A 13,049-nucleotide genomic window follows, 5' to 3' on the forward strand; every position below is an offset into this window, starting at 1 on the left:
GCACAGGCCGCAGCAAAACCCCGGATCAGGGCTATGCTTGTGGCAGCCCAGCAGCAAGGACCGCCCATGCCTCGTCCAAGCCACCTGATGATTCTCGCCCTGACCGCCGCTGCCCTCTATATATATGCACTGGCCAGCGACAACACCCTGCTCGCCCTCATGACCAAACCCATCCCGGTGCTGGCCTTGATTGCCTGGCTGCGCAGCACCCCGGTTTCGCCTTATCGCACATGGATCTCGATCGGCCTGGCCTTCTCGGTACTCGGCGACATCCTGCTGGCCATCCCCGCCGACCTGTTCGTGTTCGGCTTGGCTGCTTTCCTTTGTGCCCACCTTGCTTACCTGCGCGGCTATTGCGGCATTACCCTGCGCCCCGCCCTGCCCGCACTGATCTTCAGCGCAATCACGGGCATCGCGCTGCTCGGTGTACTGGCCAGCCACGGCCTCGGCCCGTTGCTGATCCCGGTAGCGCTCTACGCCCTGGCCATCAGCGCCATGCTCTGGCGCGCACTGGCCTGCGGGGGAGTGGCAGCACTGGGTGCCGGCCTGTTCGTGTTCTCCGACAGCCTGATCGGCATCGACCGCTTCGTCAGCCCGTTCGCCGCCGCACCGTACCTGATCATCCTCGCCTACTGGCTCGGCCAATGGGCCATCGCTTCATCAGTCGGTCATCGCTCAACCGATAAAGTATTGACCCAGAGCGGTGCGCGCAGGACCGAGAGCTGCTAGAACAAGGGTTTTTTTGCAATTGCAAGTAGGGGGAGTCGCCAGATGAACTTTACAAGGCACAGAACAGCCAAATTCAACGGCAGCAACTCAAATGATACTAATTATCATTACAGGACTTACAATTCGTTACCCGCTGCAAGAAACATAATTAACAAAACCGCGCGTAATGCCCGAATCTCAAGGCCCTCAGCCAGTTACGAACGGTTTTTGTACTTAATCCTACGAATAAATTTGCGACAGAAATTTTACTTGCACCAGGTTTACCCATAAAATCAGCGGGATTGATTCGGCTGCGACATTTGGTCACTGCATGTGCGACGCCAAGTCGCCGCTCTACACTTATTTCAGACTGCAGAGCTGGGTCTCTGTATAAGGATTTCTAGCATGTCCGATTCGGCAGGACTCATCGCCCACAACTGGGGCTTTGCCATCTTCCTCCTGGGTGTCGTCGGCCTGTGCGCCTTCATGCTCGGCCTGTCCAGCCTGCTCGGTAGCAAGGCTTGGGGCCGCGCCAAGAACGAACCCTTCGAATCCGGCATGCTGCCCGTCGGCAGCGCCCGCCTGCGCCTGTCCGCCAAATTCTATCTGGTCGCGATGCTGTTCGTGATCTTCGATATCGAAGCCCTCTTTCTCTTTGCATGGTCTGTGTCCGTCCGCGAAAGCGGCTGGACCGGATTCGTCGAAGCACTCGTTTTCATAGCAATTCTGTTGGCAGGTCTTGTCTACCTATGGCGCGTCGGGGCACTTGATTGGGCTCCCGAAGGTCGCCGCAAGCGGCAAGCGAAGCTGAAACAATGAGGCTTTGGCATGCAATACAATCTCACCAGAATCGATCCGGATGCGCCCAATGAGCAGTACCCGGTCGGTGAACGGGAAACCGTCACCGATCAACTGCTAGAGGACCAGGTCCACAAGAACATCTACATGGGGAAACTCGAAGATGTGCTGCGTGGTGCGGTCAACTGGGGTCGCAAGAACTCCCTCTGGCCGTACAACTTCGGCCTGTCCTGCTGCTACGTGGAAATGACCACGGCCTTCACGGCACCCCACGACATCGCCCGCTTCGGCGCCGAAGTCATCCGGGCCTCGCCGCGTCAGGCCGACTTCATGGTCATTGCCGGTACCTGCTTCGTCAAAATGGCGCCGATCATCCAGCGCCTGTACGAGCAGATGCTCGAGCCGAAATGGGTCATCTCCATGGGTTCGTGCGCCAACTCCGGCGGCATGTACGACATCTACTCGGTCGTTCAGGGGGTCGACAAGTTCCTCCCCGTGGACGTCTATGTGCCTGGCTGCCCGCCACGCCCTGAGGCTTTCCTGCAAGGCTTGATGCTGTTGCAGGAGTCGATCGGCCAAGAACGACGCCCGCTTTCCTGGGTTGTTGGTGATCAAGGTATTTACCGTGCCGAGATGCCAGCCCAGAAAGACCTGCGTCGTGAGCAGCGCATTGCAGTAACCAACCTGCGCAGCCCCGACGAAGTCTGATCCAGCGACCTGCCGCCCGCTCCCGAAGGAGCCGGCGGCCTGGCTTCATTCTTAACGTTGACCCAAAGCGACCGAGACCATGACAGCGGACAACGCTATTTTCATTCCGCCCTACAAGGCTGACGACCAGGATGTGGTCGTCGAACTGAACAACCGTTTTGGCGCCGACGCATTCGTCGCCCAGGAAACCCGCACCGGCATGCCCGTGCTGTGGGTAAAACGCGCCCAGCTCAAAGAGGTGCTCAGCTTCCTGCGCGGCGTCGCCAAGCCTTACAGCATGCTGTACGACCTGCATGGCGTCGACGAGCGCCTGCGCACCCAGCGCCGTGGCCTGCCAGCCGCCGATTTCAGCGTGTTCTACCACCTGTTGTCGATCGAGCGTAACAGCGACGTGATGATCAAGGTGTCGCTCAGCGAAGGCGACCTGAACCTGCCGACCGTGACAGGCATCTGGCCAAACGCCAACTGGTACGAGCGCGAAGTCTGGGACATGTTCGGCATCGACTTTGCCGGCCACCCGCACCTCAGCCGCATCATGATGCCGCCAACCTGGGAAGGTCACCCGCTGCGCAAGGACTACCCTGCCCGTGCGACCGAGTTCGACCCCTACAGCCTGACCCTGGCCAAGCAGCAGCTTGAAGAGGAATCGGCTCGCTTCAACCCGGAAGCCTGGGGCATGAAGCGTCAGGGCGCCAACGAGGACTACATGTTCCTCAACCTCGGCCCCAACCACCCTTCGGCGCACGGTGCGTTCCGTATCGTCCTGCAGCTGGACGGTGAAGAAATCGTCGACTGCGTACCGGACATCGGCTACCACCACCGTGGCGCCGAAAAAATGGCCGAGCGCCAGTCCTGGCACAGCTTCATCCCCTATACCGACCGTATCGATTACCTCGGTGGGGTGATGAACAACCTGCCGTACGTGCTTGCGGTGGAGAAGCTGGCCGGCATCAAGGTGCCGCAGAAGGTCGACGTGATTCGCATCATGCTGGCCGAGTTCTTCCGCATCACCAGCCACCTGCTGTTCCTGGGTACCTACATCCAGGACGTCGGCGCCATGACCCCGGTGTTCTTCACCTTCACCGACCGCCAGCGCGCCTACACCGTGATCGAAGCGATCACCGGTTTCCGCCTGCACCCGGCCTGGTACCGCATCGGTGGCGTCGCCCACGACCTGCCACGCGGCTGGGACAAGCTGGTCAAGGACTTCGTCGAATGGCTGCCCAAGCGCCTCGACGAATACACCAAGGCCGCCCTGCAAAACAGCATCCTCAAGGGCCGTACCATCGGCGTTGCCGCGTACAACACCAAGGAAGCGCTGGAATGGGGCACCACCGGTGCCGGCTTGCGTGCCACCGGTTGCAACTTCGACCTGCGTAAAGCCCGCCCTTACTCCGGCTACGAAAACTTCGAGTTCGAAGTACCGCTGGCCCACAACGGCGATGCCTACGATCGCTGCATGGTCCGTGTCGAGGAGATGCGTCAGAGTATCCGCATCATCGACCAGTGCCTGCGCAACATGCCGGAAGGCCCGTACAAGGCGGATCACCCGCTGACCACGCCGCCGCCGAAAGAGCGCACCCTGCAGCACATCGAAACCCTGATCACGCACTTCCTGCAAGTCTCGTGGGGCCCGGTCATGCCGGCCAACGAGTCGTTCCAGATGATCGAAGCGACCAAGGGCATCAACAGTTACTACCTGACGAGCGATGGCGGCACCATGAGCTACCGCACCCGGATCCGCACCCCGAGCTACCCGCACCTGCAGCAGATCCCTTCGGTGATCAAAGGCAGCATGGTCGCCGACCTCATTGCGTACCTGGGCAGTATCGACTTCGTTATGGCTGACGTGGACCGCTAAGCATGAACAGCACGCTTATCCAGACAGACCGTTTCGCCCTGAGCGAAACCGAGCGCTCGGCCATCGAGCACGAAATGCATCACTACGAGGACCCGCGCGCGGCGTCCATCGAAGCCCTGAAGATCGTCCAGAAGGAACGTGGCTGGGTGCCGGACGGCGCCATCTACGCCATTGGCGAAGTGCTGGGCATTCCGGCCAGCGACGTCGAGGGTGTCGCCACCTTCTACAGTCAGATCTTCCGCCAGCCGGTCGGCCGCCACATCATCCGCGTGTGTGACAGCATGGTCTGCTACATCGGCGGCCATGAGTCGGTCGTCAGCCAGATCCAGAGCGAGTTGGGCATCGGCCTGGGCCAGACCACCGCCGACGGTCGTTTCACCCTGCTGCCCGTGTGCTGCCTGGGCAACTGCGACAAGGCACCGGCACTGATGATCGACGATGACACCTTTGGCGACGTACAGCCGGCTGGCGTTTCCAAACTGCTGGAGGGTTACGTATGACCATTACTTCCTTCGGCCCGGCCAACCGCATCGCGCGCTCGGCCGAAACCCACCCGCTGACCTGGCGCCTGCGTGACGATGGCGAGCCAGTATGGCTGGCCGAGTACGAATCGAAAATCGGCTATGCCGCAGCCCGCAAGGCCCTGGCGCAAATGTCGCAGGACGATATCGTACAGGCGGTCAAGGACTCGGGCCTCAAGGGCCGTGGCGGCGCAGGCTTCCCCACTGGCGTGAAGTGGGGCCTGATGCCCAAAGACGAATCCATGAACATCCGCTACCTGCTGTGCAACGCGGACGAAATGGAGCCGAACACCTGGAAGGACCGCATGCTGATGGAGCAACAGCCCCATCTGCTGGTCGAGGGCATGCTGATCAGCGCCCGCGCCCTGAAGGCCTACCGCGGCTACATCTTCCTGCGTGGCGAATACACCACCGCAGCGAAGAACCTCAACCGCGCCATCGATGAAGCCAAGGCCGCCGGCCTGCTGGGCAAGAATATCCTGGGCAGCGGTTTCGATTTCGAGCTGTTCGTGCACACCGGCGCCGGCCGCTACATCTGCGGTGAAGAAACCGCGCTGATCAACTCGCTGGAAGGCCGCCGCGCCAACCCGCGCTCCAAGCCGCCCTTCCCTGCCGCCGTTGGCGTGTGGGGCAAGCCGACGTGCGTGAACAACGTCGAAACCCTGTGCAATGTCCCGGCCATCGTCGCCAACGGCAACGACTGGTACAAGTCGCTGGCACGCGAAGGCAGCGAAGACCATGGCACCAAGCTGATGGGCTTCTCCGGCAAGGTAAAGAACCCAGGCCTGTGGGAACTGCCATTTGGCGTTACCGCGCGCGAGTTGTTCGAAGACTACGCCGGTGGCATGCGCGATGGCTTCAAGCTCAAGTGCTGGCAGCCAGGCGGCGCCGGTACCGGCTTCCTGCTGCCTGAGCACCTCGATGCGCAAATGTACGCCGGTGGCATCGCCAAGGTCGGCACCCGTATGGGTACTGGCCTGGCCATGGCGGTCGACGACAGCATCAACATGGTGTCGCTGCTGCGCAACATGGAAGAGTTCTTCGCCCGCGAATCGTGCGGCTGGTGCACACCATGCCGTGATGGCCTGCCGTGGAGCGTGAAGATGCTGCGCGCACTGGAAAGAGGCCAGGGCCGTGCCGAAGACATCGAGACGCTGCTGGGGCTGGTCAACTTCCTCGGCCCAGGCCGTACCTTCTGTGCTCACGCACCGGGTGCCGTCGAGCCGCTGGGCAGTGCCATCAAATACTTCCGCTCGGAGTTCGAGGCCGGTGTGGCGCCAGAAAGCGCTGCAACCCTGCGCCCCGACCTGGCGAAGCCCATCCAGGCCGGGCCGATCGTGGTCGGCGCATAACAAGATGATTAGGCGGGTGGTCCGTGCCACTCGCCAGCTTACCGGCAGGCCCGAGCAATCGAGGCGTGTCGCAAGCTCACCGATTTCCATTAGCCACGCCCGCTCACGCGGGCCAACGAAGAACTTTGAACAATGGCCACTATCCACGTAGACGGCAAAGCGCTCGAAGTCAACGGTGCAGACAACCTGTTACAGGCCTGTCTGTCGCTCGGCCTCGACATCCCTTATTTCTGCTGGCACCCGGCGCTTGGTAGCGTTGGCGCCTGCCGGCAGTGCGCAGTCAAGCAGTACACCGACGAGAACGACACCCGTGGTCGTATCGTCATGTCCTGCATGACCCCTGCTTCCGACGGCACCTGGATCTCCATTGACGACGAAGAGTCGAAGGCGTTCCGCGCCAGCGTCGTCGAATGGCTGATGACCAACCACCCGCACGACTGCCCGGTGTGCGAGGAAGGCGGTCACTGCCACCTGCAGGACATGACGGTAATGACCGGCCACAACGAGCGCCGCTACCGTTTCACCAAGCGTACCCACCAGAACCAGGACCTCGGCCCGTTCATCGCCCATGAGATGAACCGCTGCATCGCCTGCTACCGCTGCGTGCGCTATTACAAGGACTACGCAGGTGGTACCGACCTGGGCGTATACGGCGCCCACGACAACGTGTACTTCGGCCGCGTCGAAGACGGTGTGCTGGAAAGCGAGTTCTCCGGCAACCTGACCGAGGTCTGCCCGACCGGCGTGTTCACCGACAAGACCCACTCCGAGCGCTACAACCGCAAGTGGGACATGCAGTTCGCCCCAAGCATCTGCCATGGCTGCTCCAGCGGCTGCAACATCAGCCCGGGTGAGCGCTACGGCGAACTGCGCCGTATCGAAAACCGCTTCAACGGTTCGGTCAACCAGTACTTCCTGTGCGACCGCGGCCGCTTCGGCTACGGCTACGTCAACCGCAAGGACCGCCCACGTCAGCCACAACTGGCCGACGGCACCAAGCTGGGTCTGGACGCCGCCCTGGACAAGGCCGCCGACCTGCTGCGCGGCCGTACCATCGTCGGTATCGGCTCGCCACGCGCCAGCCTCGAAAGTAACTACGGCCTGCGTGAGCTGGTCGGTGCCGACTACTTCTACTCGGGCATGGAAGCGGGCGAACTGGCCCGCGTACGCCTGGCCCTGAACATACTGAACAACAGCCCGCTGCCAGTACCGACCCTGCGCGACATCGAAGACCACGACGCCGTGTTCGTGCTCGGTGAAGACCTGACCCAGACCGCTGCCCGCGTTGCCCTGGCCGTGCGCCAGGCCACCAAAGGCAAGGCCGAGGCCATGGCCGAAGCGATGAAAGTGCAGCCTTGGCTCGACGCTGCTGTGAAGAACATTGGCCAGCACGCGCTGTACCCACTGTTCATCGCGTCCCTGGCTGAAACCAAGCTGGACGACGTCGCCGAAGAATGCGTACACGCCGCGCCGGCCGACCTGGCCCGCATCGGTTTCGCCGTGGCCCACGCCATCGACCCGAGCGCCCCTGCCGTCGCCGGCCTGGACGACGAAGCCAAGGCCCTGGCCCAGCGCATCGCCGACGCCCTGGTCGCCGCCAAGCGCCCACTGGTCGTTGCCGGTACGTCGCTGGCCGACCCAGCGCTGATCGAAGCCGCCGCTAACATCGCCAAGGCCCTGAAGCTGCGCGAGAAAAACGGCTCGCTGAGCCTGGTGGTACCTGAGGCCAACAGCCTTGGCCTGGCCATGCTCGGTGGCGAGTCGGTCGATGCCGCGCTGGATGCGGTCATCAGCGGCAAGGCCGATGCCATCGTGGTGCTGGAAAACGACCTGTACGCCCGCGTACCGGCCGCCAAGGTCGACGCAGCCCTGGCTGCGGCCAAGGTGGTGATCGTTGCCGACCACTCCAAAACCGCCACCGTCGACCGCGCCCACCTGGTGCTGCCGGCCGCCTCGTTCGCCGAGGGTGACGGTACCCTGGTCAGCCAGGAAGGCCGTGCCCAGCGCTTCTTCCAGGTGTTCGACCCGCAATATCTGGACAGCAGCATCCTGGTCCATGAAGGCTGGCGCTGGATGCACGCCCTGCGTGCCACCCTGCTGAACAAGCCGGTCGACTGGACCCAGCTGGACCACGTCACCAGCGCCTGTGCCGAAGCCGCCCCGCAACTGGCCGGCATCGTCAACGCCGCGCCAAGCGCCGCGTTCCGCATCAAGGGCATGAAGCTGGCCCGTGAGCCGCTGCGCTACTCCGGCCGTACCGCCATGCGCGCCAACATCAGTGTGCACGAGCCGCGCACCCCGCAAGACAAGGACACCGCGTTCGCCTTCTCCATGGAAGGCTACTCGGGTTCGGCCGAACCCCGCCAGCAGGTGCCGTTCGCCTGGTCGCCGGGCTGGAACTCCCCACAGGCCTGGAACAAGTTTCAGGACGAGGTCGGTGGCCACCTGCGTGCCGGTGACCCAGGCGTACGCCTGATCGAGTCGCAAGGCGACCGCCTGAACTGGTTCAATGCCATTCCGGGGGCCTTCAACCCGGCCCGTGGCACCTGGACTGCCGTGCCGTTCTTCCACCTGTTTGGCAGCGAAGAAAGCTCCTCGCGCGCCGCCCCGGTCCAAGAACGCATCCCGGCTGCCTACGTGGCCCTGGCCAAGTCCGAAGCCGACCGCCTGGGCGTCAACGAGGGCGCCCTGCTGAGCCTGAACGTCGCCGGTGTGGCCCTGCGCCTGCCGCTGCGTATCAATGAAGAGCTGGGCGCTGGCCTGGTCGCGTTGCCGAAAGGCCTGGCTGGCATTCCGCCTGCCATCTTCGGTGCATCCGTCGAAGGTCTGCAGGAGGCAGCACAATGAGCTGGTTCACCCCCGAAGTGATCGATGTGATCCTCACCGTGCTGCGGGCCATCGTGGTCCTGCTGGCGGTGGTGGTCTGCGGCGCCCTGCTCAGCTTCGTCGAGCGCCGCCTGCTGGGCTGGTGGCAGGACCGTTACGGCCCTAACCGCGTCGGCCCGTTCGGCATGTTCCAGATCGCTGCCGACATGCTGAAGATGTTCTTCAAGGAAGACTGGAACCCGCCCTTCGTCGACCGCGTGATCTTCACCCTGGCACCGGTAGTGGCCATGAGCGCCCTGCTGATCGCCTTCGTGGTCATCCCGATCACCCCGACCTGGGGCGTTGCCGACCTGAACATCGGCCTGCTGTTCTTCTTCGCCATGGCCGGTCTGTCGGTCTACGCGGTGCTGTTCGCCGGCTGGTCGTCGAACAACAAGTACGCCCTGCTGGGCAGCTTGCGTGCTTCGGCACAGACCGTGTCGTACGAAGTGTTCCTGGGCCTGGCGCTGATGGGCGTGGTGGTGCAGGTGGGCTCGTTCAACATGCGCGACATCGTTGAGTACCAGGCGCAGAACCTGTGGTTCATCATTCCGCAGTTCTTCGGCTTCTGCACCTTCTTCATCGCTGGCGTCGCCGTGACTCACCGTCACCCGTTCGACCAGCCGGAAGCAGAACAGGAACTGGCCGACGGCTACCACATCGAGTATGCCGGCATGAAGTGGGGCATGTTCTTCGTCGGTGAGTACATCGGCATCATCCTCATCTCGGCGCTGCTGGTAACCCTGTTCTTCGGTGGCTGGCACGGCCCGTTCGGCATCCTGCCGCAACTGTCGTTCCTGTGGTTCGCCCTGAAGACCGCGTTCTTCATCATGCTGTTCATCCTGCTGCGCGCCTCGATCCCGCGCCCACGCTATGACCAGGTGATGGACTTCAGCTGGAAGTTCTGCCTGCCGCTGACCCTGATCAATTTGCTGGTGACCGCTGCGATCGTGCTCTACAACACGCCAGCCGTCGCGGCCCAGTGAGGATTTGACCCATGTTCAAGTATATCGGCGACATCGTTAAGGGCACCGGCACCCAGCTGCGCAGCCTGGCAATGGTGTTCTCCCACGGGTTCCGCAAGCGCGACACCCTGCAGTACCCCGAAGAACCCGTGTACCTGCCGCCGCGCTACCGCGGCCGCATCGTCCTCACCCGCGACCCCGATGGCGAGGAGCGCTGCGTAGCGTGCAACCTCTGCGCGGTGGCCTGCCCGGTTGGCTGCATTTCGCTGCAGAAGGCCGAGACAGAGGACGGCCGCTGGTACCCGGAGTTCTTCCGCATCAACTTCTCGCGTTGCATTTTCTGCGGCCTGTGTGAAGAAGCGTGCCCGACCACCGCGATCCAGCTGACTCCGGATTTCGAAATGGCCGAGTTCAAGCGTCAGGACCTGGTGTACGAGAAAGAAGATCTGCTGATCTCCGGCCCCGGCAAGAACCCTGACTACAACTTCTACCGTGTTGCGGGTATGGCAATCGCTGGCAAGCCGAAGGGCTCTGCACAGAACGAAGCCGAGCCGATCAACGTGAAGAGCTTGCTCCCATAAGGACAGAAAGATGGAATTCGCTTTCTACTTCGCATCCGGGATCGCCGTGGTCTCCACCCTTCGGGTGGTAACCGGCACCAACCCCGTGCACGCCTTGCTTTACCTGATCATTTCGCTGATTTCCGTGGCCATGATCTTCTTCGCCCTGGGTGCGCCGTTTGCCGGCGCCCTGGAAGTGATCGCCTACGCCGGCGCCATCATGGTGCTGTTCGTGTTCGTGGTGATGATGCTCAACCTCGGGCCGGCTTCGGTCGCCCAGGAACGGGGCTGGCTCAAGCCCGGCATCTGGGCCGGGCCGGTGATCCTCGGCGCCCTGCTGCTGGCGGAGCTGCTGTACGTGCTGTTCGTCACCCCGAGTGGGGCCGGCATCAGCGGTACCACCGTGGGCCCGAAAGCCGTGGGCATCAGCCTGTTCGGCCCTTACCTGCTGGTGGTCGAACTGGCGTCGATGCTGCTGCTGGCTGCAGCCGTCACCGCCTTCCACCTGGGCCGCAACGAGGCGAAGGAGTAAATCATGGGTGCTATCCCTCTCGAGCATGGTCTGGCGGTCGCCGGCATCCTGTTCTGCTTAGGTCTGGTTGGCCTGATGGTCCGCCGCAACATCCTCTTCGTGCTCATGAGCCTGGAAGTCATGATGAACGCCTCTGCCCTGGCGTTCGTCGTCGCCGGTGCCCGTTGGGTCCAGCCCGACGGCCAGGTGATGTTCATTCTGGTGATCAGCCTGGCAGCCGCCGAGGCCAGCATTGGCCTGGCCATCCTGCTGCAGCTGTATCGCCGCTTCCACACTCTCGACATCGATGCTGCCAGTGAGATGCGCGGATGAACCTTCTCTTCCTGACTTTCGTCTTTCCCCTCGTCGGCTTCCTGCTGCTGTCGTTCTCGCGTGGACGGTTCTCGGAGAACCTGTCCGCCCTGATCGGCGTCGGCTCGGTAGGCCTGTCGGCCGCCACGGCCGCTTACGTCATCTGGCAGTTCAACGTCGCCCCGCCTGAGGGCGGCGCGTACAGCCAGCTGCTGTGGCAGTGGATGTCGGTGGACGGCTTCGCGCCGAACTTCACCCTGTACCTGGACGGCCTGTCGGTCACCATGCTCGGCGTGGTGACCGGTGTCGGCTTCCTGATCCACCTGTTCGCATCCTGGTACATGCGTGGCGAAGCCGGCTACTCGCGCTTCTTCTCGTACACCAACCTGTTCATCGCCAGCATGCTGTTCCTGGTCCTCGGCGACAACCTGCTGTTCATCTACTTCGGCTGGGAAGGCGTGGGCCTGTGCTCGTACCTGTTGATCGGTTTCTACTACAGCAACCGCAACAACGGTAACGCGGCACTCAAGGCATTCATCGTCACCCGTATCGGCGACGTGTTCATGGCCATCGGCCTGTTCATCCTGTTCGCCCAGCTGGGCACCCTGAACGTGCAGGAACTGCTGGTGCTGGCACCGCAGAAGTTCCAGGCTGGCGACACCTGGATGGTGCTGGCCACGCTGATGCTGCTGGGTGGTGCGGTCGGTAAATCGGCACAGCTGCCACTGCAGACCTGGCTGGCCGACGCCATGGCGGGCCCGACTCCGGTTTCGGCACTGATCCACGCCGCAACCATGGTGACCGCGGGCGTGTACCTGATCGCCCGTACCAACGGCCTGTTCCTGCTGGCGCCGGACATCCTGCACCTTGTAGGTGTGGTCGGTGGCGTGACCCTGGTACTGGCAGGCTTCGCTGCGCTGGTACAGACCGATATCAAGCGTATCCTCGCCTACTCGACCATGAGCCAGATCGGCTACATGTTCCTGGCCCTGGGCGTGGGTGCCTGGGACGCGGCGATCTTCCACCTGATGACCCACGCCTTCTTCAAGGCCCTGCTGTTCCTTGCCTCCGGTGCGGTGATCGTTGCCTGCCACCACGAGCAGAACATCTTCAAGATGGGCGGCCTGTGGAAGAAACTGCCGCTGGCCTACGCCAGCTTCGTGGTCGGTGGCGCGGCACTGGCGGCCCTGCCGATCGTGACCGTAGGCTTCTACTCCAAGGACGAGATCCTCTGGGAAGCCTTCGCCAGCGGCAACACCGGCCTGCTGTATGCCGGCCTGGTAGGCGCGTTCATGACCTCGCTGTACACCTTCCGCCTGATCTTCATCGCCTTCCACGGCGAAGCCAAGACCGAAGCCCATGCGGGCCACGGCATCAGCCACTGGCTGCCGCTGGGCGTGCTGATCGTGCTGTCGACCTTCGTCGGCGCCTGGATCACCCCGCCGCTGGCCGGTGTGCTGCCGGAAAGCGCCGGCCATGCCGGTGGCGAAGCCAAGCACGCACTGGAGATCACCTCGGGTGCCATCGCCATCGCCGGTATCCTGCTGGCCGCCCTGCTGTTCCTGGGCAAGCGCCGCTTCGTCAGCGCCGTCGCCAACAGTGGCATCGGTCGCGTCCTGTCGGCCTGGTGGTTCGCTGCCTGGGGCTTCGACTGGATCTACGACAAGCTTTTCGTCAAACCGTACCTGCTGATCAGCCACATCCTGCGCAAGGACCCGGTTGACCGCACCATCGGCCTGATTCCTCGGATGGCGCGTGGCGGCCACGTTGCCATGAGCAAGACCGAGACTGGCCAACTGCGCTGGTACACCGCCTCTATCGCCGTGGGTGCCGTGCTGGTGCTCGGTGCCGTGGTAGTGGCTGCGGTATGACTATGAATCTTGCGACT

General features: G+C 62.8%; 12 protein-coding genes. All 12 read left to right on the top strand.

Going from position 1 to position 13,049, the window contains the following annotated elements:
• The first annotated feature begins 66 nt into the window (after positions 1–66).
• The 12 genes from FQ668_RS19545 (at position 67) to nuoL (ending at position 13,032) form a co-directional block, all read left to right on the top strand.
• Positions 67–729, top strand: coding sequence for a lysoplasmalogenase (locus tag FQ668_RS19545; RefSeq protein ID WP_019438095.1), 663 nt, complete (start codon positions 67–69; stop codon positions 727–729).
• 384 nt (positions 730–1,113) lie between these two features.
• Entirely contained in the window at positions 1,114–1,527 is a 414-nt protein-coding gene (locus tag FQ668_RS19550) for an NADH-quinone oxidoreductase subunit A (RefSeq protein ID WP_003251427.1), read from the top strand.
• A 9-nt stretch (positions 1,528–1,536) separates the two neighbouring features.
• A complete protein-coding gene (locus tag FQ668_RS19555) occupies positions 1,537–2,214 on the top strand; it encodes an NADH-quinone oxidoreductase subunit B family protein (RefSeq protein WP_008096180.1) in 678 nt (225 codons plus the stop codon).
• Between the two features lie 79 nt (positions 2,215–2,293).
• The gene (nuoC, locus tag FQ668_RS19560; RefSeq protein WP_010954900.1) at positions 2,294–4,075 is read left to right on the top strand and encodes an NADH-quinone oxidoreductase subunit C/D; all 1,782 of its coding nucleotides are present in this window, start codon (positions 2,294–2,296) and stop codon (positions 4,073–4,075) included.
• Between the two features lie 2 nt (positions 4,076–4,077).
• On the top strand, positions 4,078–4,575 hold the full coding sequence (gene nuoE, locus FQ668_RS19565; protein ID WP_012313767.1) for an NADH-quinone oxidoreductase subunit NuoE: 498 nt from the start codon (positions 4,078–4,080) through the stop codon (positions 4,573–4,575).
• Entirely contained in the window at positions 4,572–5,948 is a 1,377-nt protein-coding gene (nuoF, locus tag FQ668_RS19570) for an NADH-quinone oxidoreductase subunit NuoF (RefSeq protein ID WP_144180592.1), read from the top strand. The genes nuoE and nuoF overlap by 4 nt, the downstream gene beginning before the upstream one ends.
• A gap of 132 nt (positions 5,949–6,080) precedes the next feature.
• Positions 6,081–8,795 (top strand): NADH-quinone oxidoreductase subunit NuoG, encoded by a 2,715-nt coding sequence (nuoG, locus tag FQ668_RS19575; protein WP_019438097.1) that lies wholly within the window; start codon positions 6,081–6,083, stop codon positions 8,793–8,795.
• The gene (gene nuoH / locus FQ668_RS19580; protein WP_003251440.1) at positions 8,792–9,799 is read left to right on the top strand and encodes an NADH-quinone oxidoreductase subunit NuoH; all 1,008 of its coding nucleotides are present in this window, start codon (positions 8,792–8,794) and stop codon (positions 9,797–9,799) included. The genes nuoG and nuoH overlap by 4 nt, the downstream gene beginning before the upstream one ends.
• A gap of 11 nt (positions 9,800–9,810) precedes the next feature.
• Positions 9,811–10,359 carry an NADH-quinone oxidoreductase subunit NuoI gene (gene nuoI, locus FQ668_RS19585; protein ID WP_003251442.1) on the top strand — a complete coding sequence of 183 codons (549 nt, stop codon included), beginning with the start codon at positions 9,811–9,813 and terminating at the stop codon, positions 10,357–10,359.
• Between the two features lie 10 nt (positions 10,360–10,369).
• Positions 10,370–10,870, top strand: a complete 501-nt coding sequence (gene nuoJ, locus FQ668_RS19590) for an NADH-quinone oxidoreductase subunit J (RefSeq protein ID WP_019438098.1) — start codon at positions 10,370–10,372, stop codon at positions 10,868–10,870.
• Positions 10,871–10,873: 3 nt separating this feature from the next.
• Positions 10,874–11,182 carry an NADH-quinone oxidoreductase subunit NuoK gene (nuoK, locus tag FQ668_RS19595; RefSeq protein WP_003251446.1) on the top strand — a complete coding sequence of 103 codons (309 nt, stop codon included), beginning with the start codon at positions 10,874–10,876 and terminating at the stop codon, positions 11,180–11,182.
• A complete protein-coding gene (gene nuoL, locus FQ668_RS19600; protein WP_014590311.1) occupies positions 11,179–13,032 on the top strand; it encodes an NADH-quinone oxidoreductase subunit L in 1,854 nt (617 codons plus the stop codon). The genes nuoK and nuoL overlap by 4 nt, the downstream gene beginning before the upstream one ends.
• Positions 13,033–13,049: the final 17 nt, after the last annotated feature.

Source organism: Pseudomonas sp. Kh14 (assembly GCF_900291005.1).
GTDB classification, from domain to species: domain Bacteria; phylum Pseudomonadota; class Gammaproteobacteria; order Pseudomonadales; family Pseudomonadaceae; genus Aquipseudomonas; species Aquipseudomonas alloputida.